Raw genomic sequence first — 22,942 nt, 5'->3', positions numbered from 1 at the left:
GTCGAACCGTGCCCGACCGAATGCATTTTTTCAGTTTCAGACAGGTGCGCGGCAGCGCCGAGCGGTTTCGTCAGAGGGCGGCCAGGAACTCCTTGCCGGCCGGTCGGAAGTCCGCAGGCCAGACAGTCACCCAATCCTTTCCTTGAACTTGCTTGAGCTTCGTCGATGGCTTTCCGGCATTGAACTTGCCGTCGAAAGTCCTTGTCCCGACGACCGTCTCGACGGGATTTGCGCGCAGCCACGCAGCCATCGCGGCATCGTCCAGCTTCCCCGCCCCTTCAGCTGCCGCCGCAAGGATCTGCCACGCAGCATATTCGACGGCGGCCTGATATTCGGCGCGCGGATAGGGGAAGCCTGCCGCCTTCGCCTTTCCGTCATAGGCGCTTACGAACTCCTGGGCGCCGTGATTTTTGAGGAATGGTTCGTGCTCTTCGAACCAGGTCAGCGAGGTCAGGCCACTCGCTTTGGGGTGCGCCGCAGTCGGGCCGGGCGCCGGGAACAGATAGAACTGGTTTCTTGGCTGGTAATCGATCCGGCTCATCGCATCGAGAAGCTGCACGGCCTCCATGCCGATCGCACCGGACCACAACAGATCCGGATCTGCCGCCTTGATGCGGTTGGCGATGGCGCCGAAGTCCTTGGTGCCGAATTCGTATTCAAGCTCCAGCACGTTCTTGATGCCACGCTTCTCGGCGACTTGCTGGCCGCCCTTGGCGATTGTCAGTGCCGACGGGAATTTGCTGGTGACGAAGGCGATCGTCTTGGGAGGGGTCGGCAGGCTCGCATAGGCATCGAGAACGACCTCGGTGTCGGTCAACTGCGGCTCGGCCCCGATCGGAAGCGACGGGAACTGCAGCGGATAGGGCGCGAGGCTCGGGTCGCCGAGGCTGCTCTGAACGAGCATCTTCTTGAACCGCGCGGCAACGCCCATCGCCGCGATAATCGAGGAGGTGCCATAAGGCCCCATCAGCAGATCGACCTTATCGGCCGTCACCAGACGCTCGTAAAGGGTTCGCGCATTGGCGGGAAGCGATTGGTCGTCGAGAAGGACGAACTCCACCTTCCGTCCGAGAATACCGCCTTTGGCGTTGATCTGTTCGACGAACACCTCTGCCGCAAGCTTATGGATTGCGCCGACGCCTGCAAGCGGACCTGTCAACGGCAGCGTTCCGCCGACGCGGATGGGCCCACCTTGCGCGAAAACCTTCGGCATCGCGCCGAAAGCCGCCGCGGCGGCGGCAGAGCCGAGAAATGCACGTCTGTTCAGTTTAATGGAATTCGCACTCATCTCATCCTCCCAAGTGTTTCCGGCATGGCATCGCGCTCACGGGTCCGCGGCGCCTCGGTCTCCTGCCGCCGGCGGCAGGTCTCAGCTCTTCGCGAGCCCTTCCGCGTAGCGTTCCAGCGTCATCGGGTTCGGCATTCTCTCGGGGTGCTCCAGCGGTACTCCCGTAAATTCGCTGGCCTCGAAGAACCACTTCGAGACGGCCGGCATGCCCCAATGGACATTGGTGCTCAGAGATGCCGCGTCCCAGCGAATGGGCTCCAATTCCGCATCTATCGTGGTGTAGTGATTGTTGAAGAACTCCACCCGGTGGCCATCCGGATCGCGCAGATAGACGAACAGGACTCCCGAAGGGCCATGACGGCCAGGCCCTCGCTCGACGCTGTCTCCATATCCGTAACGGCTGGCAAAGTCGCAGACGGCGAAGATGTCGCTGCTTTCGGGAACCGTATAAGCAAAATGATGCAGCTGCGGGCCGATGCCGGGCACCAGGGCCAGGTCGAGGCAGACACCTTTGCGATACATGAAGTTCGCAATGAGATCGTCGCCCGCCGCGATATATTCCGACGTCCGGAAACCGAGTTCGCCATAGAAGGCGCTCAGACCCAGCGGATCGGCGACGATGACCTGGCAATGGTCGAGCCCCTGGGCCCGGGCGCCGCGATGTTCATGCACTTCGAGAAACTTGCGGGGATGAACGCTCATGCTGGAGCAAAGCTCGATGCGAGCCCCCGAGGGATCGCTGACAAGCAGGGTCCGCCCCTGGTTTCGAACGTCGATCCATTCCGCCGGAAGCCCCTTCTCCTCGAAGAAGACCTTGGCCTTGTCCAGATCCTCCTCCAGGAACACCCTGTAACCGATCCGCCTGCACGCCGGCTTGCCGCCGGCGGGTGCGAGCACCAGGCTGTGGTGACAGGCCTCTGACAGTCCGCGAAGGTAGGAGACACCATCTTCGAATTCCGTTTCGACGAGGCCGCCGACATTGACATAGAAATCCCGGCTGCGTCCCACATCATTGACCTCAAGCACGACATGGCTGAAGCGCGTGATGTTGAAGGGAGGTTTCAAATTAACAGCCGGAAGCATGTCATCCTCATCGAGTTTTGCTAACGTTAGCATAAAACGGCCGAGTGTTTTGTCAACGCCTGTTTTTACGCGAGACCCGCACCCGGCCCATCCAAATTCTAACCGACGGCGGCAACGACGGCTGGCTTTTCAGCCAAGTCCAGCGCCGACCACCCGGCGAACGAAGCCTCTTTTCCAAGCGCCTCCTCGATCCGAAGAACCTCGTTCCACTTGGCCATCCGCTCGGAGCGTGAGAACGATCCGACCTTGAGCTGCCTGGCATTCCAGCCGACCGAGAGATGGGCGATCGTCACGTCTTCCGTCTCGCCTGATCTCGCCGAAACGATTGTCCGGAAACCCGCTTTCTTGGCGACGGAGAGCGCCTCGAAGGTCTCAGTGATCGTGCCCGCCTGGTTCGGCTTGATCAGAACGGCATTGGCGCTTTTATCCCTGATCGCTTCGGTTACCCGCGCCGCGTTCGTCACGAAGAAGTCGTCGCCGATGATCTGGCATCTGGAGCCGTAGCGGGCGGTAAATTCCTTGAAGCCGTCAGGATCGTCCTCGGCGAGCGGATCCTCGATCGAGACGATCGGATAGGCCTTGAGCCAGCCGCCAAGCATATCGATCATCTTGGCCGTATCGAGCTGCCGATCTTCCAGCGCCAGCGAATACTTGCCCTTACGGCCGAATTCGGAAGCCGCAATGTCGAGCGATATCGCAACTTCGGCGCCTGGCTTCAGCCCCGCAGCCTCGATCGAGCGCACCAGGGCATCGAGAGCCTCTTCGTTGCTGGTGAAGGCTGGCCAGTAACCTCCCTCGTCCGCCACGCCCTGGAGCTTGCCGGCACGTTTCATAATCTCACCCGCGGCGCGGTAGACTTCAGCGGTCCACTCCAGAGCCTCCGAGAATGTCGAGGCGGCAGGGCACATGATCATGAAATCCTGGACATCGACCCGGCGCGCCGCGTGTGCTCCGCCGCCGAAAATCTGGATTTCCGGCAGCGGCATGGTAATTCCCTTGTCGGAGCCTGCAAGATATCGCCAGATCGGTTGATCGGCCGCCGCCGCTGCGGCGTGAAGCAGCGCCATCGATGTTGCTACCGATGCATTTCCACCCAGCCTGCTCCGGTTCTTAGTGCCGTCAAGCTCGATGATGGCGTGGTCCAGCTCGGCTTGATCGCTGGCATCCCGACCAACCAGCAGCTTGGCGATCTCGCCATTGACGGCAGTCAGGGCCTTGTTGATGCCCAGGCCGGCAAGGGCGCTGCCGCCGTCACGAAGGTCGAGAGCTTCGCCGGTGCCGGTCGATGCGCCGGCGGGTGCGATGGCCCGGCCGATGGCACCGGAGGCCAGCTCGATTTCTACCTCGACGGTGGGCCTGCCACGAGAATCCCAGACGCGGCGGCCCTGCACTTTTCGGATTTCGGTGTTGGTCATGTTCAGTTGGTCCACATGGTCAGATTGAAATTTTGGCTCATCGAGGCCTCGGAGGCCGTCATCTTAATCCGTCGTATCGGCGGTCCGTGCGCCAACCAGCACCACGGCGATGGTTGCCGGTCTGTCGCTTTTGTTTCGCCAGGCATGGCGCGTTCCATTCTGTACGAAGGCGTCGAACTGGCCCAAGCGCGTCTCGTTGCCATCGTCGAGTTCCATCCAGATCTCGCCGTCGAGAACGATTCCATAATCGACGGTGGGCGTTTGATGTTTGCCATCCGGTTCAAAGCGTTCGGCCAAACCGGGACTGACCGCCAGATTCTCCGCCATAGCTGCCGGACCGTCAAAGTCCGGCGACATAAAAACGGCATCCGGTGGGAACGTTAGCACTAAAAACCGCGTTTCGCCGGGTTCCGGGACGAAGCTTGTCACCTGCGAAGTGGGATCGGTTCCGTTGAACGGCACGGCCGTCGAAGCCGACGTCGACCAGATCATCCGCGACACCAATCCAGGGACCGTCCTGAATATATCCGTGCGCGGCGCGGCGCCGTCCTCAGCGAAGCTGGCAGCACCCTTATTGCCGTGCTCGGTCACAACGCGCCTAATATGCACGGGGACTCTCCCGCTCGACGTTTCAGATGCCAAGATAGGCCTCCCTGATGCTTGGATCGTTGACGAGAACCTCAGGCGCTCCGGAGGCCGTCACGCGGCCCTGCTCGATCACGTAGGCCTGATGGGCGATTTCCAGCGCCTTGTTGACGTTCTGCTCAACGAGCAGCACGGCTACGCCTCGCTCGTTGATCATCTGGATGATTTTGAACATTTCACCGACGATCAACGGCGACAGCCCGAGCGACGGCTCGTCCATGAGCAGCACGCGCGGCTTGGCCATCAGGCCGCGGCCGATCGCCACCATCTGCTGCTGCCCGCCCGACAAGGAGCCAGCCAATGAAGCCTGGCGCTCTTTCAAAACAGGGAAAAGCTGAAACACCTCAGCGAGCGTGGCGTCGCGCTCCGCACGAGCGAGCGAGCGGTAGGCACCGAGCAGCAGGTTATCGAGGACCGTCATCGCAGTGAAGAGACGGCGCCCTTCCGGGACCACCGCTATGCCGTAGTCGCAGACCCGGTGGCTCGGCACTTTCGAAACGTCGTTACCCTCGATAACGATCTTTCCTTTGTGCGGCCGAAGAATGCCGGCGATGGCGTTTACCAGCGTGCTCTTGCCCGCGCCGTTCGGGCCGACGACCGAAACAATCTCGCCTGGCCTTACACTGATGGACAGGTCCCACAGAGCGATCGCATCTCCGTAGCCGACCTCGATCCTATCGACCTCAAGCAGCATGACTGCCTCCCAGATATACGCGGACCACTGCCGGATCCCGCATCGTTTCGCTTGGTTGTCCAAGCGCCAGAACTTTGCCCTGATCCAGCACCGCGACACGGTCCGCCAGCGCGACAACCGCCCTCATGAGATGTTCGACGAAGATGATCGTCGTACCGCCGGCCTTGATCCGCTTGATCATTTCGACCGCGTGGTCGACCTCGGCCGGATTCAAGCCGCAAAGCACCTCGTCGAGCAGGAGCAGCCGCGGTTTTGCAGCCAGCGCCCTGGCGAATTCGACAAACTTCCGGTCATGCAGGTTCAGTGCGTCGGGCAGAACGGTGGCCTTGTCGGCCAGGCCGGTGAAGGCGAGCGCCTGCCTGGCGACTGCGTCGGTCGCAGCCGCGCCCATGCCATCCGCACTGCCGAATTTCGCGCAGAGCTCAACGTTTTCGAGGACGCTCAGATTGTCGAACAAACGCGGGATCTGGTAGGTCCGCGCCACGCCCTGCTGCGCGATCCAGTGCGGTGATCGACCGGAGATCTCCTCGCCCTCGAGAGTGATCGTACCTGAGGTCATGGCGTAGTGGCCGCTGATCATGTTGATCAGTGTGGATTTGCCGGAGCCATTCGGCCCAACCAGGGCTAGGATTTCGCCCCGCCAGACGTCCAAGCTCACGCCGGTTAAGGCGCGGATACCGCCAAAGGACTTCGTGACATCCTCGCATTTGAGAAGCACCGGATCCGAACCTGCCGCGGTTGACGGGGCGAGCTCAGTAACGGCCTGGGCAGCCGCCTTAGCTGCGCCAATTCCGCTGCGTTTGCCGGCGAACCTGCGAATAAGGCTGGGAACGATGCCTGACGGCAGCACCAGAATGACGACGATCAGCGCAAGAGCCACGCCCGCACGGCCGAATTCCGCATGAGCGCCGCTGACGATAGCGCTCTGCAGCACGGTGATCATGACCGCGCCGATCGCAGGCCCGGCCCAATGGCGCGCACCGCCAAGAATGCTCATGAGCACGACATAGAGGGGCACGGTCACAGCAAATGTCTCACCAACCGTGACGTATCCGACATATACGGCGTGGATCGCACCCATTGCGCCGGCAAGCGCCGACGAGACGGCAAACGAGATCAGCTTATAGCGGAACGTCGGAACGCCCTTCACCTCTGCGACGTCTTCATCGTCGTGGATTGCCAGCAAGCCCAGACCGAATTTGCTGTGAAAGATGAAGTATGAGGTGGCCAGCGCCGCAAGAGCCGCGATAAGCCCGAACATATAAAGGGAACCGGACGCCGTCGCGCCGATCATCGGGATTTCGATCCCCGAGAGGAAGACGCCTGTGCCGGAGTCCAGAGAGGTGTTCGACACAATGGCCGCGATGACAAACGTCACCGACAGAGTCAGCAGCGCAAAAAACTCACCGCGCAGAGCGCCTGAGCGAAAGACGACCAAGCCAATCAGGACGGCGACCGCGGCCGCCAGCAGGGCCGCGGCAGGAATCGTGGCGACGAAAGGCCAGGACAACTGCGTCGTCAGCGTGGCCGTCGTATAGACACCAATCCCGAAGAATGCGGCGTGACCAAAGCTCCAGTAGCCCGTGTAACCGCTGAGGATGCCCCAGCTCGTTGCCAGCACGACCCAGAAGAAGATGATGTACAGGTAGGAAAGGTAGTAATCCGCCATTCCCAGATAAGGCAGCGAGGCCAAAATCGCCACGATCGGTGCTGTGATGAGAAGCTTTTTCATGGTCAAATCACCGGTTTACGCAGGAGGATGACGATGAGCACGCTGAATGCCACGAGCGGCGCCCAGGCGGGATTGACGACGGACATGGTAAGGCTCTCGGCCACGCCAATCAGCACTCCGGCACCCAGCGCCCCGATGGGGCTGCCCAATCCGCCAATGATGGCGACAGCAAATACGACGCCGATCCAGGCCTCGATTTGAGATGGCGCCAAAGTTCCGATCAGGGCAATGAAGACGCCGGCGATCCCGGCTGTCGCCGAGCAAAGGCCGGCCAGAATATATGACACACGCGTGGCATTGATTCCGAATGCTGACGCTACGGGGGCGTCATGGGCAGCGGCACGCAGCGCCTTGCCGAGCATGGTCCTGTTCAACGCGTACCAGGCGCCCCCAGCAAGCACGCCGGCGCAGACAAAGGCCGAAAGGTCCAGCACGGGCACGAAGATCGGGCCGAGCCGGATGGTGGTTTGGGCATAGGGTGTTTCGTAACGAAGGAAGTCGGCCGACCAGACCCATTGGATCAGCGACTCGATCAGGATCGTGACGCCGAACGTCACCAGCAGAGAGGCGAACTCCTTCACCTTGAAGCGCACGAACACGCTGTGCAGGGCAACGCCGAGCGCAAAGAACAGCGGTGCAATCAGAAGAGCGCTCAAGAATGCCGGAACGCCATAAACGGTGCCGAGTTGGTAGGTCAGGTAAGCGCCAAGGAAAGCCAGCGCGAAGTGGCTGAGATTCACCAGCCTCAACAGGCCCCAGCTCAGGCTGAGACCCATCGCCAGCAGGCCATAGATCCCGCCCAACAGGACGCCGCCAACAGCGGATTGCAAGAAGAGAGCGGCGGTCATCAGGATCCACGCCCTGCTGAGGTGATGACCGATGCCAGGAACACCAGAATATCCATACGTTATGCCTCCTCCCGCTTGCGCTAACGTTCGCACAAACATTCGTGCCACAGCAAGGGCCTCCTGTCAACGGCTTTGACGACGTTAATTGGCTCCGAAGCGCCTGCGCGAGCGCGCCGCCGTCGGCGCAGCAATCCCGACCGATAGACTTAAGTGTCTGAAAGATTTTTACTTAAAATCGCGATCGGCGACGCCGGCCAAGTCATGGGGGCGAAAAATCAAATGATTGCTACTTAAACGGTATAGAAGGTTTGACAACCGCGACGCCAATGCTATCGTTGGCCAAAGCGACAATTCCGAGCTCGACACGATGGTAACAATTAAAGACATCGCCGCGATACTTCAAGTTTCCCCCTCGACCGTGGGCCGCGCCCTGGCCGACGATCGCCGCATCAGCGCGGAGATGAAGCGAAAGGTGAACGAAGCCGCCGCTCAAGCGGGCTACGTTGCCAATCGTGCTGCACGCATGATGCGTGGGGTGCAGAGCAATCTCGTCGGGCTGATCGTTCCAGATATCCGGAACAGCTTTTATTCGACGATTGCCCACGCCCTCTCGCAGTGCCTTCTGTCGGCGAATTACCAGCTGACCTTGTGCGAAACCGATGACGACAGAATGCACGAGCTTCGCCACATCAGGGAACTCACGAGCGTCAACGTCGCCGGGATCATTCTGGTCCCGAGTGCAAAACCTCATCCCGATTCCGCGCGAATCCTGAAGATGACGCCGCATATCCAATTGCTGCGAAAGGCGCCGCTGCTCGGCGACCAATGGTTTGGGATCGATGACAGACGGGCGCTTTACGAGAGCACCGAACACATCATCAACGCAGGTCACAAACGCATCGCCTATATCGGCGGCACGGAAGAACTGCCCACCGGCGCGGCGCGCGTGCAGGGTTTCCGGGACGCCGTCAAAAGCGCCGGCCGAGCCATAACCGTTCACGAGGAGCTTGGCGCGCCCTCCTTGCCCGAATTTGGACGGGAGGCCGTGCGCCGCCTCCTTTCCCTAAAGGATCGACCGACGGCGCTTGTGATCGGCGCGGTGCAAAATACCTCCGGCGTCATTGACGAAATCCAGGACCAGGCCTTGAGCGTCCCTCGAGATATTTCGGTCGTCGGATTTGGCGATGAGCTTGGGTATCGGTGGTGGGGTCCGGGACTGACGACAGTCCAATTGCCCGTTTCGGAGTTGGCGACCGCCTGCGGACTTTGGTTCCTGCACCACCTTCAGAACAAGGGCGACCTCAGCAAGCCCTACAGCTTCATCTCCCCGCCCCACCTGGTCATCCGCGGCAGCACGGGCACTCCGTGAAACGCCGGCAGGCCAGAGATCTCCCGCTGCAAGCGGGATCGGAGAGAGGCGCCCGTCCGGCGACACGCACCTCTCTTCGATCGGCTGCGACTCATCCCGTATCCAGGGTCGGACGCTGAAAGCCCTGGAAGATCTCGATGATCGCCGCTAGACCATGCGGCAAGCCGAGGCGGCGCGGCTTGCGCGCCGCCTGGCTGCTCAGCGGTATCCCTCTTCAAGGTCGATCTTCAATGCGCCCATGAGGCGAACGCCGGAATTGTACCAAGCGACGTTGATCGAGAGCTCGACAAGTTGCTTCTCCGACAGGAACTTTGCGACTCCGTTCCACACCTCATCGGGAACATCGACGTTCAGCGTCGATTCCTTGGCAAAGGCCATCACAGCCTTTTCCTGCTCGTCAAAGAGATCCGAGGTCTCGAAATGCGGAATTGCATGGAACTGCTCCTCCGTCAGGCCGGCCTTGAGCCCATGAGAGTGGTGATGCTTCACCTCATATTCGGAGTTTGTGCAGTACCCGACCGTCAGGATTGCCATCTCCCGCAGCTTCGGGCTGAGGTCGGCAGCCCGCACCGCATTGGCGTAAGTGAGGAAATCATCGAGGATCGCGGGAGCGTTGGCGAGCGCCAGGAAGATATTTCCGGTCGGAACTTTCCTCTCCTTCAGCAAGCGCTCATTGAGCGCTGGCTGCGTCGCGGCCAGCTCGGTATTCGAGACATATTTTACGCGTGCCATTTCTCCACCCTCAGCTTTGTCTTCGCAAATCTCCCTGTCCAAGGCAGCCCGATGTGGAACCAGTCTGCTCAACAGGTGCTAACGTTAGCATTAATAGCGCCAGAGATTCTGAGGTCAACCAGAATTTTCGGCCGCAGCCGAACCCCTGCAAGAATCCCCGGTTAGTGCGGTGCCGCAACCACTGGATTCGTCAAGATGCCGATACCGGGAATCTCTACCTTGAGTTCGTCGCCGGGAATGATCGGCCCAACGCCCGCGGGCGTCCCGGTCATGATCACATCGCCGGGCAGCAGCGTCATGAAGCGGCTCAAGTAGGCAACTATGTCGGCAACCGAATAGACGAGGTCTCGCGTATTGCCCGACTGTTTCACGGTGCCGTTCTGGCGAAGGATGACGTCAAGGTTCGTCGGATCGAGATCCGTGACGATGGCCGGCCCCATCGGCGCAAACGTATCGTAACCCTTGCCGGCCAGCAGGCAGCCGAACTTGCTTTCCTGCCGCTGGATGATGCGGTCGCTGATATCATTGCCGCATGTGTAGCCGAGAATGTGCTGCAGGGCCTGCTCCTTGCCGATATGGCGCCCGCCTTTGCCGATGATGGCCACCAGCTCGGCCTCGTAATGAACAATTTCGCCATCGCTCGGATATTCAATGGCATCTCCATTGCCGCTCGCTGCCGTGCTCGGCTTCATGAACAGCACCGGAAGCGTCGGCTGCTCTTTTCCGGACTCGTCAGTGTGCTGCCGGTAATTGTAGGCAACGCCGAATATCCGGGGCCGTTCGACCGGGCACAGCAGACGGATGTCGGCAAGGTGATCCACCTTTCCCGTCCGCTCGACAGCCTCGAACGGATCGCCGACGATCCGCTCAATCCTATCCTCAGTTTCGATCCCATAGTGAATTCCGTCGACGGCCCGGTAGCGCACAATCTTCATATTGATCTCCATTTTTTGCTAACGTTAGCGCAATAAAGCCGGAGTCGTCAACAGATGACGGTCCCCGGTCGGACCACCGTTGCGCGACGACTATTGTCGAGGGCGCAAACGGAGCATCAAAGAAGATGTTGATCGAGGACGACCCTGGGCTTTTCAAAGTGCCGGGCGCTTTGATGGGGAGCCGCTACCACAGGACTTACTCAGGATTTTTTGTTCGTAGCGATTGATGATCGGCTTGCTCAATACGGATGATTCTTCCTGGCACGACTCTGATTCCGTTCTTCAGGAAGATACGTGGAACGGCAACACGGCCAGCCAGTCGATGTTGTCGAGCAAATGGCCCGGACGTTTGGGAGCCGGCTGACGCCGGCTCTTGCGGTCTAGGCCGGCAGAACGCCGCTCTTTTTCGCCGTCCAAGTGGCGATGTAATCCATCAGGCCAGGAGACAGGCAATCGTAAGGCTCGAGCTTTAGTTCGCGAAGGCGGTCGCGGACATTGCCCATTTGTGCTGGGTCGGAACCACTCTCGATGACCGACGATACGAATGCCGCAAAACCGGGCTCCGCCCAGCCGTCCTCCTCGAAGCGCTCCGGATGCAGGAACGAGAGCCCCTTGAACGGATGATCGCGCTCGACGGGTCCGTGCATGTGAACGCCGCATTCCTTGCAGGCATGCCGCTGGATGAGGGCATTGGCATCGATAACAGCAAGCTTGTCGCCGTTTTCGATGACCTCGACGCTCTCAGACGGGGCAATGGCAACGATCGAGAAAGCCGCGCCTTCAGGCTTCCAGCACTTGGTGCAGCCACAGGCGTGGTTATGGGCGATATCGCTCTTGATCCTCACTTTCACCGGATTCGTGGTGCATTCGCAGATCAGCGTGCCGCCCGCAAAGGATGCCGCATCCTTCTTCAATCCCCCATCGAGGTAAGGATGTATGCCGATATTTGCCATTGTTTCTTCCTTCGTTTTTGCCGGGCACCATGCCCGGCCTTCTGGCGGCAGGCAGATCAGCGGTTGAGCCGCTCAGCGTGCCACTTCAAATGGTCTTCCATGAAAGTCGAAATAAAATAGTAGGAGTGGCCATAGCCCTCCTGCATTCGAAGGTTCAGCCGGATGCCGGCTTTTTCGCAGGCTCTCTGCAGTTCAGATGGACGCAGTCCGTCCTCGATAAACCCGTCGACCGTTCCCTGGTCGACAAGGAGCTCGGGGAAAAGAAAGCCGTCTTCGATGAGCGCGCAACTGTCGTATTGCCGCCAGGCGCCTTCGTCAGTGCCGAGATAGCGCTCGAAGGCGGGGCGGGACCACCCAGCCACTGTGGGCCGCGCAATCGGCGCGAATGCAGAGCAGCTGCAGAAGCGGTCGGGGTGCTTCAGGGCAAGCGTGATCGCCCCATGGCCACCCATGGAATGTCCGAACACGCCCTGGCGGGCCATGTCCGCGGGGAATTCCGAAGCAATAAGACGGGGAAGCTCCTCCGAGACATAGGAATACATACGGTAGTTCACATCGGCGGGCATGTCGCGTCGAGATAAAAGCCGGCACCACTGCCAAACTGCCAATTGCCGGGATCGTCCGGCACGCCGTCGCCTCTTGGGCTTGTGTCTGGGCAAATGACGATCAACCCCAGGAGTGCGGCGACCCGCCGATACTCACCCTTTTCCATGGCATTGGCATGGGAGCAGGTCAGTCCCGACAGATACCAGACCACTGGGCACGGACGCTCCTGCGCTTGCGGCGGCAGATAGACGGCGAAAGTCATGTCGCAGCTGCAGGTGTCGGAGCGATGGGCGTAGACCCCTTGGGTGCCGCCATACGACCGCTCGAGCGAAATCGTCTTCATGTCATGATCCTCGATTGCCTCCGGTGTCAGCGTTTCAGGGACTTCATGAAGCTGCCGATATGCGGGAACAGTTCCTTGAAAGGCGGATCCGCCCGGTGTCTCATGAGCACCTCTGCGAACAGCTTCAATCCGACAGTAAACTCTGCTGCCTCGTCGTCAGGCAGCAGCTGCTTTTGGCGCACTGCCGAGAGGATTTTGAACAGATCGTCGTGGTTGGTGGCGTGGAAAACGAGAGCTTCGTCGGCAGCCGAAGGGACGTCGCCCTCCAGCCGCTCCACCGTGACGCGGTAATTGTGAGCCATTGACGCTTCCTTACAGTTCGATGGCGTAGTAGGTGAACCCGCCCTCGTCCTTGCCGACGCCGGAGATGGCATCATTGATCTTCTCCAACGGCCATACCATTGGCGACATGACCGACATGTCGATGATTCCAGCCTCGACCATCGCAGCGATTTCCATGCCTTCAGCGGCGGTGAACCAGACAGAACCGATCAATTCCATCTGCTCGTCCATCCACCACTTGACGTCGACGGGCAAAGCTCCGGAGGTGCCGCCGATGTTGACGATGCGACCGCCGCGTTTGACGCCGCCCATGGCGTCCAGCATGGAATCCAAAGGGGCCTTTGCGCCGAGCGTATCGAGCATGAGGTCGGCGCCGCTTCCATTGGTCTGCTCTTTGACGAAGCCTCCCGACGATCCATTGACATTCGAGAAGGTGACGATCCGGTCGGGAGCGATCGCCTTCAGCCGCTTAAGCAGCGTCTCGCCCCTAGCGACGGCATAGATTTTTGCGACGCCCATGGCCAGCGCGAACAGCGTGGCTCCCAGCCCTAGAGTGCCGGTCGCACCGTTGATGATCAGGTTCTTGCCCATCAGCGGCCCGCATTTCTTGAGGGCGGCGTAGGCGGTGCCAAGATAACCAAGGCGAGAGCCTTGGACGAAACTCATGTTGCCGGGGATCTTGATGACCTGCGCCTGTGGGGCGAGCATGAATTCGCCGAAGCCACCGTAAGGATAGCGCGCGAACATCTCCAGGCTTTTTTGATTGTAGCCGAAGTAACCGCCGAGGGTCCAATGTTCGCAAGCCTGCGGCTTGCCCGACGAACAATGGTGGCAAGCTCCGCAGAATCGACCGGGGTTCACATACACCCTGTCGCCCGGCTTGAGGTTGACGACCTGGGGGCCGACCTCATGGACGATCCCGCTCGGATCGAGGCCATGGATTGCCGGGCGCGGCGGGAGTGGCATCTGCGGATACCAGGTCTCCCAATTGGCCAGGACGTTCGCCAAATTCGGGACCATTCCACATGCCTTCACGCGGACGACGACATCGCTTCCCGTTGCCTTCGGCCGCTCGACTTCATCAATCCTCATCGGTTGACCAACGGCATGCAGGCGCGCAGCAAGCATCATTTTCATAAGCTTTCCCTCCCAAACTCAGAGATCGAGTCGTATTGACATCCTAACTGGATTGTGAATACCGTTTAGTATTTGAAAAAGCAAGCGAGGATTGCCAATTATCCTCGCGGACGCGGCGAGAGGCCGGCGTCAAGGAGGAGACATGGACTTCGTGTTGGTTGACTGGCTCCGCATTCTTTGCGGCACTTGGCTTATTCCCCATCTCCTCGGCAAGGGACTGCATTATGAGAAGGCCGGTGGAACATTCGAGGCGGCAGGCTTCAGGCCCGGGAGACTGTTCGTTGGCCTCACCATGATTGCGGAGGCGTGCGCGGCGGTCGGTCTGATTTTCTCGATATACCCGCGGGTTGCAGCCCTTTTCGGCGCTCTGGTGCTGCTCGGAGCGGGCTATGCGGTTGTGAAAATCAACGGCAAGAATTGGCGCTGGCAGAAGATGGGTCCCGAGTATCCGATTTTCTGGGCACTCGTTTGTCTTCTAACGGCTCTTGTGTGACGACCTCGTTTTGAGGTACGCCTCGGTGTCTGGATACGCACGAAACGGATTTGCGAATGGCACGGCTGACACGTGAGCAAAGTCAGGCTCGCACAAAGGAAAAGCTTTTGGCGTCCGCTTACGAAGTCATGGCACGCTACGGCTATGCCGGGGCTTCGATCGAACGCATCGCCGAAGAGGCGGGCTACTCGAAGGGGGCGTTTTATTCAAATTTTGCCAATAAGGAAGATATCTTCCTGCAACTTCTTGCCGGTAACGCGGGTGGCGACGTCGTTCAGCTGACCGAGCTCCTCGGAAAACACGATGACCCGATGGGACTGATCGATGTCTTGGCAGGGTGGGCAAATGATCGCGGCGACGATCGCCGATGGGGTATGCTGGCGATAGAGCTTCTTCGGATGGCCCAGCATGACCACACGCTCGGAGACCGGCATATAAAACTATTCAGGGATCAGTGGGAAGGCGTCGGCAAGATCCTTATCGACAAGCTGAACCTTGTTCTGCAGCCGCCGGCGAGCCCATTTTATATCGGCGGTATCGTGCTCGAGCTGACTTATGGCGGTATTTCGAGCTTCCTCAAGGACGGCGCTCCTGGGGACATGGTCCGGGTCGTGCTGAGGGAAATGTACCGGTCCTCACGCGCGTCGACGCCCGGCAAAGCGGCTACAGCATAACCAAAATCATCCACGATCTGATCATGTGAAGTGCGCGCCGCGGCCGGGCGCGCTCTTGAGCATGAGCAATAGCTCGGCTCATGTCGAAAGGACTTGCCAAGCGCGGGAAAGCAAATCTTTCCGGGCAGATCGGCTTGACATGGGATAACTCAAAGACTAGCCTTCATCCAGAAACTATTTGGTATGTGAAAATCAAATGGTATTTGGGCCGGGAATGGCGACCGCTGTTAAAGAGCATGCGGGTTATGGGGGGATCATGGACAAAGTCATAATCGTGACGACCTGTCAAAGTGCACGAGCCGCAGGATAAGACACCACCTGGTCGTGCGCGTCAGCGGCACGTCGTGGATTGGCAATTCGGAAAATCACTACATGCTTGGATTTGGCAACTCCCCTCAGGCGGCGCTGGTCGCGTCCCTGCTCGCCATGGCGCTTGTTGGCTTTCTTGTGTCGGGCCTGATGCGCTGGCGCGGCTTGGCTCGGCCGACCGACCTCTTGATGCCCGCAGCATTGCTGGCAGCCTATTGGCTCACCTACAACAAAGTGCCGACGTTTCCGCCCGTCGGTGCGGTCAATAAGGTATTTTACGTGATCGTTGTCGGAACGGCGCTCGGCTTTGCCGCCGAGATAGCGGCCCCACGCGCGGTGCGCCTTCTCGCGCTTCTGCAGCCGGTCGCGGCCGCATTCTATGTCGGTTCGCCGCGAGTGGGGACAGCGTCCTGGGAAGTCGCGCTCGCCGCGGTCGCCGGAATGGCGATCATGGGGATGGTCATGTTGCGCAGAGCAACAGGCGCAGAGGAGGGCGTGAAGCGAGGCGGCGGCGTTGCCGTACTTGCTACCGGCTTTGCACCGATTGCCCTTCTCGGCGCCTCATCTTCCTCGTTTCAGCTCTGCCTGATGTTTGCGGCTGGATGCTTCGGAATTCTAATTGTTCACACAGCAAAGCCGGCCTTCCGTTTTGGCGGCGCCTCGTCCCTCGGCGCCTTGGGCGGCCTCATCGCCATCGCCGATACCGTCGTGCTGATCACGCGCAAAGCCGATCTCATCGGACTTGCGGTACTCGCTCTCTGCGCTGTGCTGCCGGCGCTCTCGGAACGTATCTGCCTGAAGCTCGGCCTTTTTCGGCCGTTTCCACGCCTTTTCGTCCATGTCGCCTTGGCTGCACTGCCGGCTGCAGCGGCGTTTGCCGTCGCGTTCGTCGATTATGGATCGAGCTTTCCAGTTTAACAGGAGGAGGAGAATGAAAATGAAATACAGATTAGCAGCATTGCTATTTTCGATGACGGCGCTCGCCGGCGTGGTGTCGCCCGCCTCGGCCGCGAAATTCGACATCGATCCGGTGCATTCGGGTATTGCGTTCTACATCGACCACCTTGGCTTCTCAAAGGTGATCGGAGTCGCGCAAGAGTTCTCCGGCACGTTCGATTTCGACGCTTCCAAGCCGGACGCCAGCAGTCTCGATGTCAAGGTCACCGTTGCGTCGATCTCGACGAATAACAAACAGCGTGATGGCGACATCCAGGGCGCCGACTGGTTCAACGCCACGGAATTTCCGGACATCACATTTGTCGGCAAGGAGTTCAAAAAGACGAGCGACAACACCGGCCAGGTCGTCGGAGATCTGACGATAGCGGGAGTGACGAAACCCATGAGCTTGGACGTCACGTTCAACAAGGAAGGGCAGAACCCCTGGGATAAGAGCCACGTTGTCGGTTTCAGCGCCACGACCAAAGTCAAACGCAGCGATTTCGGCATGAAGGCCGCGCTCGGCATGATCGGCGATGAGGTGGATCTCGTGATCCAAGTGGAAGGCCGCGAACACAAGGCGTGATGCGAGACCGTCAGGTCGCCTCCCGAAACGGCGCCGTCGTGTTATCGCGACGGCGCCTTTTTTGTTCAGCTTCGCCTCAGGCTGGCCTCGGCCGACTCCGCCGAGACGGCGATCGCGCCCGCTACTCCGTCACCGACAGCGGCTGCGGATTTGGCGATCAGCCCCTTGATTTCCATCGCCGATTTCGCTGAGCGCTGTGAAGGTTCGTAGGCATGCCTGAGGATCCGTAGTCGTTCAGATACTTTTTAGTATGCAGATGCTATTTGGTATGTTAACGAGGAGCCAGTGCAGTTTGAGAGTGAAGACGTTGCTGCGCCGACCTGAAGGAGGGCTACGATTTCTACGATTGCGATCTCGGTCACGGGAGCCTCTCCGTATCCTTTTCCTGGACGTGGCTAGCCCACTTCATTCCCTGGTTCCTCCGGCATCGGACATTGATCACTGCTCCATCGAAGCAGGTTTGGTTTTCATTGAAAGGAAATTCTAAATGGACGTTCGCGCCGCCGTAGCCGTTCAGGCCGGCAAACCGCTCGAAGTGATGACCGTGCAGCTCGACGGCCCGAAGGCCGGCGAAGTCCTGATCGAGGTCAAGGCGACCGGCATCTGCCACACCGACGATTTCACCCTGTCGGGCGCCGATCCGGAGGGCCTGTTTCCGGCCATTCTCGGCCATGAGGGTGCCGGCATCGTCGTCGATGTCGGCCCTGGTGTGACCTCGGTCAAGAAGGGCGACCACGTCATCCCGCTCTACACGCCCGAATGCCGCGAATGCTATTCCTGCCTGTCGCGCAAGACCAATCTCTGCACCGCCATCCGCTCGACCCAGGGCCAGGGTCTGATGCCGGACGGTACCTCGCGCTTTTCGATCGGCAAGGACAAGATCCATCACTATATGGGCTGCTCGACCTTCGCCAATTTCACCGTGCTGCCGGAGATTGCGCTTGCCAAGGTCAATCCCGACGCCCCCTTCGACAAGATCTGCTATATCGGCTGCGGGGTCACCACCGGCATCGGCGCGGTGATCAACACCGCCAAGGTGGAGATCGGTTCGACGGCGATCGTCTTCGGTCTCGGCGGCATCGGCCTCAACGTGCTGCAGGGCCTGCGGCTTGCCGGCGCCGACATGATCATCGGCGTCGACATCAACAATGACCGCAAGGCCTGGGGCGAGAAGTTCGGCATGACGCATTTCGTCAATCCGAAGGAGGTCGGCGACGACATCGTGCCGCATCTCGTCAATATGACCAAGCGCAATGGCGACTTGATCGGCGGCGCCGATTACACCTTCGACTGCACCGGCAACACCAAGGTGATGCGCCAGGCGCTGGAAGCCTCCCATCGCGGCTGGGGCAAATCGATCATCATCGGCGTTGCCGGCGCCGGCCAGGAGATCTCGACGCGTCCGTTCCAGCTGGTCACCGGCCGCAACTGGATGGGCACCGCCTTCGGCGGCGCCCGCGGCCGCACCGACGTGCCGAAGATCGTCGACTGGTACATGCAGGGCAAGATCCAGATCGACCCGATGATCACCCACACCATGCCGCTCGACGATATCAACAAGGGCTTCGACATGATGCACAAGGGCGAAAGCATCCGCGGCGTGGTCGTGTACTGACGCAAATCTCCGAACGGAATGCGGCGAAGGTTTTCATTGGTTTAGCCTCGGCCGGACCGAAACCCAGCGTCGCGTCGGACCAGTGACTTTCTAATTTTGAGGGAGGGATACGTGCTAATAGGGTCGCCTCGAGAGAGGCTGGAAGGAGAGGCGCGCGTTGCAATGACGCCTGACAGCGCCACACAGCTTCAGAAACTTGGATATCAATGTGCCATCGAAACTGGCGCCGGCAAACCCGCGGGCTTCTCCGACGATGCCTACCGCGCTGCCGGGGTAACGGTTGTCGACAGCGCCGAAACGCTCTTTGCAAGCGCCGACGTGATCGCCAAAGTCCGCCCGCCGGAGTCAAGCGAGGTGGCGAGGCTTTCGAGCGGCAAGACGCTGATCTCGTTCTTCTATCCGGCACAGAACAAGGACCTGCTGGACCAGGCGAAATCGACCGGCGCCAACGTGATCGCCATGGATATGGTGCCGCGCATCTCGCGCGCCCAGAAGATGGACGCGCTCTCCTCCATGGCCAATATTGCCGGTTATCGCGCCCTGATCGAGGCCGGAAATAATTTCGGCCGATTCTTTACGGGCCAGGTGACGGCTGCCGGAAAGATCCCGCCGGCCAAGGTCCTGGTCATCGGCGCAGGCGTCGCCGGCCTTGCGGCCGTTGGCACCAGCGTTTCGCTCGGCGCCATCACCTATGCTTTCGACGTGCGGCCGGAAGTGGCGGAGCAGATCGAATCCATGGGCGCGGAATTCGTCTTTCTCGACTTCGAGGAACAGCAGCAGGACGGCGCTGCGACGGGCGGCTATGCTGCCCCCTCCTCACCCGAATTCCGCGAAGCGCAACTGAAGAAGTTCCGCGAAATCGCGACTGACATCGACATCGTCATCACGACGGCGCTAATCCCGGGCCGCGACGCGCCGAAGCTCTGGCTTGCCGACATGGTCGCCACAATGAAGCCGGGTTCGGTCATCGTCGACCTTGCCGCCGAGCGCGGCGGCAATTGCGACCTGACAGTCCCGGACCAGAAAATCGTATCCGACAACAGCGTCACCATCATCGGCTACACCGACTTCCCAAGCCGCATGGCCGCACAGGCTTCGACGCTCTATTCGACCAACATCCGCCACATGATGACGGACCTGACCCCAAATAAGGATGGCGTCATCGTCCACAACATGGAGGATGACGTGATCCGTGGTGCGACGATCGCTTTGAAGGGCGAGATCACCTATCCGCCGCCGCCGCCAAAGATCCAGGCGATTGCCGCCCAGAAACCCAAGGAAAAGCCCAAGGAGCTGACGCCTGAAGAAAAGAAGGCCGCGGAGGCCGCCGGCTTCAGGTCTGCGACGCGAAACCAGGTCGGGCTTCTCATCATTGGTGGTCTGCTCATGCTCCTCATCGGCGCTTTTGCGCCGCCGGTGTTCATGGGCCATTTCATCGTCTTCGCACTCGCCTGCTTCGTCGGCTTCCAGGTGATCTGGGGCGTGTCGCACTCGCTGCATACGCCGCTCATGGCAATCACCAACGCCATCTCCGGCATCATCATCATTGGAGCGGTCCTGCAGATCACCGCGGGCGGTTGGCTGGTGACGGCGCTTGCTGCCATTTCCGTGGCGATCGCAACGATCAACATCGTCGGCGGGTTCATGGTGACACGCCGCATGCTGAACATGTTCCAGAAGTCCTGACCGGGTCGAGGGAGAATTGACAATGTCTATCGGTATCCAGACCGCGGCCTATATCGCAGCCTCGGTTCTCTTCATCCTCGCGCTTGGCGGTCTTTCGGGCCAGGAAAACGCAAAGCGCGCCGTGTGGTACGGTATCGTCGGCATGGCGATCGCCGTCATTGCGACGATCTTCGGGCCAGGCGTCGGCCTTTCGGCGGTACTCATTGTCATGCTCGTGATCGGCGCCGTCGTCGGGGCGGTCATGGCGCGGCGCGTCGAAATGACCGGCATGCCGCAACTCGTGGCGGCCCTTCACTCCTTCGTCGGCGTCGCCGCCGTCTTGATCGGCCTCAATTCCGATATGACGGCGCATGAATTCACTGCGCATGCCGAGCAGATCATCCACGAGGTGGAAATCTTCCTCGGAGTCTTCATCGGAGCTGTGACCTTCACCGGTTCGATTATCGCCTATGGGAAGCTTTCAGGCCGCATCGGCGGCAAGGCGCTAATCCTGCCTGGGCGTCATGTCTTCAACATCGCGATGGTCGCCGCCTCGTTCGGCCTCATGCTGCTCTACATGAACGGCGCGGGCTCATGGACGCTTTATATGATGACGCTGATCGCCTTCGTCATCGGTGCGCATCTCGTCATGGCGATCGGCGGGGCCGACATGCCTGTCGTCGTTTCCATGCTCAACTCCTATTCCGGCTGGGCAGCGGCGGCGACCGGCTTCCTGCTTGGAAACGACCTTCTAATCGTCACCGGTGCGTTGGTCGGCTCCTCCGGCGCAATCCTCTCCTACATCATGTGCAAGGCAATGAACCGGCAGTTCCTGTCCGTGATCCTCGGCGGTTTCGGCAATGCCACGGGCCCGGCGATGGCCGTCGAAGGCGAACAAATCGCGATCGATGCCGAAGGCGCTGCCGCGGCGCTCAACGATGCGGACTCGGTCATCATCGTGCCGGGCTACGGCATGGCCGTTGCGCAGGCGCAGGGTGCAGTCTCCGAGCTTACCCGCAAGCTGCGTGCGACCGGCAAGGACGTACGCTTCGCCATTCATCCCGTCGCTGGCCGCCTGCCCGGCCACATGAATGTGCTTCTGGCCGAAGCAAAGGTGCCCTACGACATCGTTCTGGAAATGGACGAAATCAACGAGGATTTTTCGAACACGGACGTCGTCATCGTCATCGGCTCCAACGACATCGTCAATCCCGCAGCACAGGAAGATCCGAATTCGCCGATATCAGGCATGCCGGTTCTGGAAGTTTGGAAGGCCAAGCAGGTCTTTGTGTCCAAGCGCGGCCAGGGCACCGGTTACTCCGGCATCGAGAACCCGCTGTTCTACAAAGAAAACACCCGGATGTACTACGGCGACGCGAAGGACTCGATCAACAAGCTGCTGCCGATAATCAACTGATCTCCGCTCCAGGAGGGAGGAGTCTCGTCTACCTGGCGACTAGCCTCCCCCCAAGCAGACTGCGGATCCCATCGGTTCGCATGCGAGGGCCATACGTCCGGCTCGCTATTCATCATTTCAGGTGCGGTGACCTCCAGCAAGCCGCAGCCGATACCAAGTCTATCTTGATTGGCGTTCGGACGATTCAAAACTTTGTCCGCGGCAGCGTTTGCTGACCCTTGCTGCGCCGGTTCCTGCGCCCCAGCTGGCCGCGACCTACAGTTGACCACCAAAAGAAGCCGCAGACCTTTGAATTCCTCACTTGGAATTGTTCACCCATGCATCCGATACCGCGACCGGTTCAAGGCAGGCCTTTTTGTTGTTCTTTGCCGATCGAGATGCTTACCTCATCGCCGAGGTGTTCAACATGAAACTGGCTCACATAAACTTGGTTGCGTGAAACGCCGAAGCGCTCGCATCCTTCTACGCAAATGTCTTGAGGTGCAAGCACCCTCGGGCACCCAAAGTCTTGTCAGAAGAAATAGTGTCGCGAGGCAAGGGGATTGCCAACTCAGAAATATACTCGATCTGGCTCAAGTTCCCCGAACTCGACAGCCCGTTCCTCGAAATACACGAACACAAAGTCACGTTTGATAGAGAGCAGCCGAGAGTGAATGAACCCGGTTTCGGTCACCTGTCGTTCCAGACACCAGATATCGGCAGTAGCTGTCGGAAATCACTCGAGCGGGTGGCGCGCAGATTGGCGAAATCACGGACTTCAGGATGGCGGAAAAGCCAGTTCTCATCGCCTACGCACGCGATCCCGGGGAAATGTCCTTGAGCTTGAGCAGACCTGATCGTCAGGTCTACCAGGGCGGCGTTCAGCCGCCCAGGATGTTCGGTAGATTAACGTGCACCATCCTCACACCCTAGTCTTCGGGCGCAATTCCAATCACGATGCCACTGAGTGTCTCGTCGAACGGTAGCTGACAGGAAAGCCGGGAGTTCTCCTGGCGGTGGTCGGATCCCTCGAGCAGCTCGGTCTCATCGATCGAGGATACCGGCAAATTTGCGCTCGTGGGAAGCTGCTCTACATACACGTGACAGGTGGCACAGGACAGACAGCCGCCGCACATCGCCAAAAGTTCATCAAACCCAGCATTCCGGATATTCTCCATGAGCGAGGCGCCTATCCGACCGTCGAAGCTATGAAGCTCTCCGTCTCGGGTCCGTACTGATATCGTAGCCATTTTCCCTCCACTTTTT

At 59.8% G+C, this 22,942-nt stretch carries 21 protein-coding genes and 1 pseudogene; 8 read left to right on the top strand and 14 right to left on the bottom strand.

The window, feature by feature from the left end:
• Window positions 1–70 precede the first annotated feature (70 nt).
• The 7 genes from AMK05_RS24450 to AMK05_RS24420 form a co-directional block, all read right to left on the bottom strand.
• Window positions 71–1,288 (bottom strand): amino acid ABC transporter substrate-binding protein, encoded by a 1,218-nt coding sequence (locus AMK05_RS24450; RefSeq protein WP_190237349.1) that lies wholly within the window; start codon window positions 1,286–1,288, stop codon window positions 71–73.
• An 81-nt stretch (window positions 1,289–1,369) separates the two neighbouring features.
• Window positions 1,370–2,371, bottom strand: coding sequence for a VOC family protein (locus tag AMK05_RS24445; RefSeq protein ID WP_064841898.1), 1,002 nt, complete (start codon window positions 2,369–2,371; stop codon window positions 1,370–1,372).
• 98 nt (window positions 2,372–2,469) lie between these two features.
• Window positions 2,470–3,786 carry a phosphopyruvate hydratase gene (gene eno / locus AMK05_RS24440; protein ID WP_064841897.1) on the bottom strand — a complete coding sequence of 439 codons (1,317 nt, stop codon included), beginning with the start codon at window positions 3,784–3,786 and terminating at the stop codon, window positions 2,470–2,472.
• Window positions 3,787–3,849: 63 nt separating this feature from the next.
• On the bottom strand, window positions 3,850–4,428 hold the full coding sequence (locus AMK05_RS24435) for a cupin domain-containing protein (protein WP_064841896.1): 579 nt from the start codon (window positions 4,426–4,428) through the stop codon (window positions 3,850–3,852).
• On the bottom strand, window positions 4,418–5,125 hold the full coding sequence (locus tag AMK05_RS24430; RefSeq protein ID WP_064841895.1) for an ABC transporter ATP-binding protein: 708 nt from the start codon (window positions 5,123–5,125) through the stop codon (window positions 4,418–4,420). Before AMK05_RS24430 ends, AMK05_RS24435 begins: the two co-directional genes overlap by 11 nt.
• A complete protein-coding gene (locus AMK05_RS24425; protein ID WP_064841894.1) occupies window positions 5,115–6,857 on the bottom strand; it encodes a branched-chain amino acid ABC transporter ATP-binding protein/permease in 1,743 nt (580 codons plus the stop codon). The genes AMK05_RS24430 and AMK05_RS24425 overlap by 11 nt, the downstream gene beginning before the upstream one ends.
• Window positions 6,858–6,859: 2 nt before the next feature.
• Window positions 6,860–7,705, bottom strand: a complete 846-nt coding sequence (locus tag AMK05_RS24420) for a branched-chain amino acid ABC transporter permease (protein WP_171899852.1) — start codon at window positions 7,703–7,705, stop codon at window positions 6,860–6,862.
• Window positions 7,706–8,072: 367 nt separating this feature from the next.
• Between AMK05_RS24420 and AMK05_RS24415 the strand changes: the two genes are divergently transcribed.
• Window positions 8,073–9,074 carry a LacI family DNA-binding transcriptional regulator gene (locus AMK05_RS24415; RefSeq protein WP_064842288.1) on the top strand — a complete coding sequence of 334 codons (1,002 nt, stop codon included), beginning with the start codon at window positions 8,073–8,075 and terminating at the stop codon, window positions 9,072–9,074.
• A gap of 198 nt (window positions 9,075–9,272) precedes the next feature.
• Here the strand turns inward: AMK05_RS24415 and AMK05_RS24410 are convergent, their stop codons facing one another.
• The 6 genes and pseudogenes from AMK05_RS24410 to AMK05_RS24385 all read right to left on the bottom strand — a co-directional run bounded on the left by AMK05_RS24410 (window position 9,273) and on the right by AMK05_RS24385 (window position 14,002).
• Window positions 9,273–9,806 (bottom strand): carboxymuconolactone decarboxylase family protein, encoded by a 534-nt coding sequence (locus AMK05_RS24410; RefSeq protein ID WP_064841893.1) that lies wholly within the window; start codon window positions 9,804–9,806, stop codon window positions 9,273–9,275.
• Window positions 9,807–9,967: 161 nt separating this feature from the next.
• Entirely contained in the window at window positions 9,968–10,741 is a 774-nt protein-coding gene (locus AMK05_RS24405; protein WP_064842286.1) for a fumarylacetoacetate hydrolase family protein, read from the bottom strand.
• A gap of 380 nt (window positions 10,742–11,121) precedes the next feature.
• Window positions 11,122–11,694, bottom strand: a complete 573-nt coding sequence (gene gfa / locus AMK05_RS24400; protein WP_064841892.1) for an S-(hydroxymethyl)glutathione synthase — start codon at window positions 11,692–11,694, stop codon at window positions 11,122–11,124.
• A 56-nt stretch (window positions 11,695–11,750) separates the two neighbouring features.
• Window positions 11,751–12,583 (bottom strand): annotated as a pseudogene (gene fghA, locus AMK05_RS24395) (S-formylglutathione hydrolase).
• A 26-nt stretch (window positions 12,584–12,609) separates the two neighbouring features.
• A complete protein-coding gene (locus tag AMK05_RS24390) occupies window positions 12,610–12,885 on the bottom strand; it encodes a DUF3861 domain-containing protein (protein ID WP_064841891.1) in 276 nt (91 codons plus the stop codon).
• A 10-nt stretch (window positions 12,886–12,895) separates the two neighbouring features.
• A complete protein-coding gene (locus AMK05_RS24385) occupies window positions 12,896–14,002 on the bottom strand; it encodes an alcohol dehydrogenase catalytic domain-containing protein (RefSeq protein ID WP_064841890.1) in 1,107 nt (368 codons plus the stop codon).
• A 142-nt stretch (window positions 14,003–14,144) separates the two neighbouring features.
• Between AMK05_RS24385 and AMK05_RS24380 the strand changes: the two genes are divergently transcribed.
• The 7 genes from AMK05_RS24380 to AMK05_RS24350 all read left to right on the top strand — a co-directional run bounded on the left by AMK05_RS24380 (window position 14,145) and on the right by AMK05_RS24350 (window position 21,697).
• Window positions 14,145–14,495, top strand: a complete 351-nt coding sequence (locus tag AMK05_RS24380) for a DoxX family protein (RefSeq protein WP_064841889.1) — start codon at window positions 14,145–14,147, stop codon at window positions 14,493–14,495.
• A gap of 56 nt (window positions 14,496–14,551) precedes the next feature.
• The gene (locus AMK05_RS24375) at window positions 14,552–15,169 is read left to right on the top strand and encodes a TetR/AcrR family transcriptional regulator (protein WP_064841888.1); all 618 of its coding nucleotides are present in this window, start codon (window positions 14,552–14,554) and stop codon (window positions 15,167–15,169) included.
• A 372-nt stretch (window positions 15,170–15,541) separates the two neighbouring features.
• Window positions 15,542–16,396, top strand: coding sequence for a hypothetical protein (locus tag AMK05_RS24370; protein WP_064841887.1), 855 nt, complete (start codon window positions 15,542–15,544; stop codon window positions 16,394–16,396).
• A gap of 13 nt (window positions 16,397–16,409) precedes the next feature.
• Entirely contained in the window at window positions 16,410–17,000 is a 591-nt protein-coding gene (locus AMK05_RS24365; RefSeq protein ID WP_237352238.1) for a YceI family protein, read from the top strand.
• A gap of 487 nt (window positions 17,001–17,487) precedes the next feature.
• A complete protein-coding gene (locus AMK05_RS24360; RefSeq protein WP_064841885.1) occupies window positions 17,488–18,615 on the top strand; it encodes an S-(hydroxymethyl)glutathione dehydrogenase/class III alcohol dehydrogenase in 1,128 nt (375 codons plus the stop codon).
• A gap of 111 nt (window positions 18,616–18,726) precedes the next feature.
• Complete coding sequence (locus AMK05_RS24355; RefSeq protein WP_064841884.1) at window positions 18,727–20,301, top strand: Re/Si-specific NAD(P)(+) transhydrogenase subunit alpha; 1,575 nt, start codon at window positions 18,727–18,729, stop codon at window positions 20,299–20,301.
• A 22-nt stretch (window positions 20,302–20,323) separates the two neighbouring features.
• On the top strand, window positions 20,324–21,697 hold the full coding sequence (locus AMK05_RS24350; RefSeq protein ID WP_064841883.1) for an NAD(P)(+) transhydrogenase (Re/Si-specific) subunit beta: 1,374 nt from the start codon (window positions 20,324–20,326) through the stop codon (window positions 21,695–21,697).
• 908 nt (window positions 21,698–22,605) lie between these two features.
• Here the strand turns inward: AMK05_RS24350 and AMK05_RS24345 are convergent.
• Window positions 22,606–22,926: a 2Fe-2S iron-sulfur cluster-binding protein gene (locus tag AMK05_RS24345; RefSeq protein ID WP_064841882.1), complete on the bottom strand. Its 321-nt coding sequence runs from the start codon at window positions 22,924–22,926 to the stop codon at window positions 22,606–22,608.
• Window positions 22,927–22,942 lie beyond the last annotated feature (16 nt).

Source organism: Rhizobium sp. N324, assembly GCF_001664485.1.
GTDB lineage: Bacteria > Pseudomonadota > Alphaproteobacteria > Rhizobiales > Rhizobiaceae > Rhizobium.
Note: the sequence above shows the minus strand (reverse complement) of the source record. Positions and strands in the feature narration are given on the sequence as shown.

Excerpts from the sequence above, each read along its gene's own strand:
- AMK05_RS24450 (WP_190237349.1), bottom strand. The coding sequence starts at position 1,288 with ATGAGTGCGAATTCCATTAAACTGAACAGACGTGCATTTCTCGGCTCT.
- AMK05_RS24445 (WP_064841898.1), bottom strand. The coding sequence starts at position 2,371 with ATGCTTCCGGCTGTTAATTTGAAACCTCCCTTCAACATCACGCGCTTC.
- eno (WP_064841897.1), bottom strand. The coding sequence starts at position 3,786 with ATGACCAACACCGAAATCCGAAAAGTGCAGGGCCGCCGCGTCTGGGAT.
- AMK05_RS24430 (WP_064841895.1), bottom strand. The coding sequence starts at position 5,125 with ATGCTGCTTGAGGTCGATAGGATCGAGGTCGGCTACGGAGATGCGATC.
- AMK05_RS24425 (WP_064841894.1), bottom strand. The coding sequence starts at position 6,857 with ATGAAAAAGCTTCTCATCACAGCACCGATCGTGGCGATTTTGGCCTCG.
- AMK05_RS24420 (WP_171899852.1), bottom strand. The coding sequence starts at position 7,705 with ATGACCGCCGCTCTCTTCTTGCAATCCGCTGTTGGCGGCGTCCTGTTG.
- AMK05_RS24415 (WP_064842288.1), top strand. The coding sequence starts at position 8,073 with ATGGTAACAATTAAAGACATCGCCGCGATACTTCAAGTTTCCCCCTCG.
- AMK05_RS24410 (WP_064841893.1), bottom strand. The coding sequence starts at position 9,806 with ATGGCACGCGTAAAATATGTCTCGAATACCGAGCTGGCCGCGACGCAG.
- AMK05_RS24405 (WP_064842286.1), bottom strand. The coding sequence starts at position 10,741 with ATGAAGATTGTGCGCTACCGGGCCGTCGACGGAATTCACTATGGGATC.
- gfa (WP_064841892.1), bottom strand. The coding sequence starts at position 11,694 with ATGGCAAATATCGGCATACATCCTTACCTCGATGGGGGATTGAAGAAG.
- AMK05_RS24390 (WP_064841891.1), bottom strand. The coding sequence starts at position 12,885 with ATGGCTCACAATTACCGCGTCACGGTGGAGCGGCTGGAGGGCGACGTC.
- AMK05_RS24385 (WP_064841890.1), bottom strand. The coding sequence starts at position 14,002 with ATGAAAATGATGCTTGCTGCGCGCCTGCATGCCGTTGGTCAACCGATG.
- AMK05_RS24380 (WP_064841889.1), top strand. The coding sequence starts at position 14,145 with ATGGACTTCGTGTTGGTTGACTGGCTCCGCATTCTTTGCGGCACTTGG.
- AMK05_RS24375 (WP_064841888.1), top strand. The coding sequence starts at position 14,552 with ATGGCACGGCTGACACGTGAGCAAAGTCAGGCTCGCACAAAGGAAAAG.
- AMK05_RS24370 (WP_064841887.1), top strand. The coding sequence starts at position 15,542 with ATGCTTGGATTTGGCAACTCCCCTCAGGCGGCGCTGGTCGCGTCCCTG.
- AMK05_RS24365 (WP_237352238.1), top strand. The coding sequence starts at position 16,410 with ATGAAAATGAAATACAGATTAGCAGCATTGCTATTTTCGATGACGGCG.
- AMK05_RS24360 (WP_064841885.1), top strand. The coding sequence starts at position 17,488 with ATGGACGTTCGCGCCGCCGTAGCCGTTCAGGCCGGCAAACCGCTCGAA.
- AMK05_RS24350 (WP_064841883.1), top strand. The coding sequence starts at position 20,324 with ATGTCTATCGGTATCCAGACCGCGGCCTATATCGCAGCCTCGGTTCTC.
- AMK05_RS24345 (WP_064841882.1), bottom strand. The coding sequence starts at position 22,926 with ATGGCTACGATATCAGTACGGACCCGAGACGGAGAGCTTCATAGCTTC.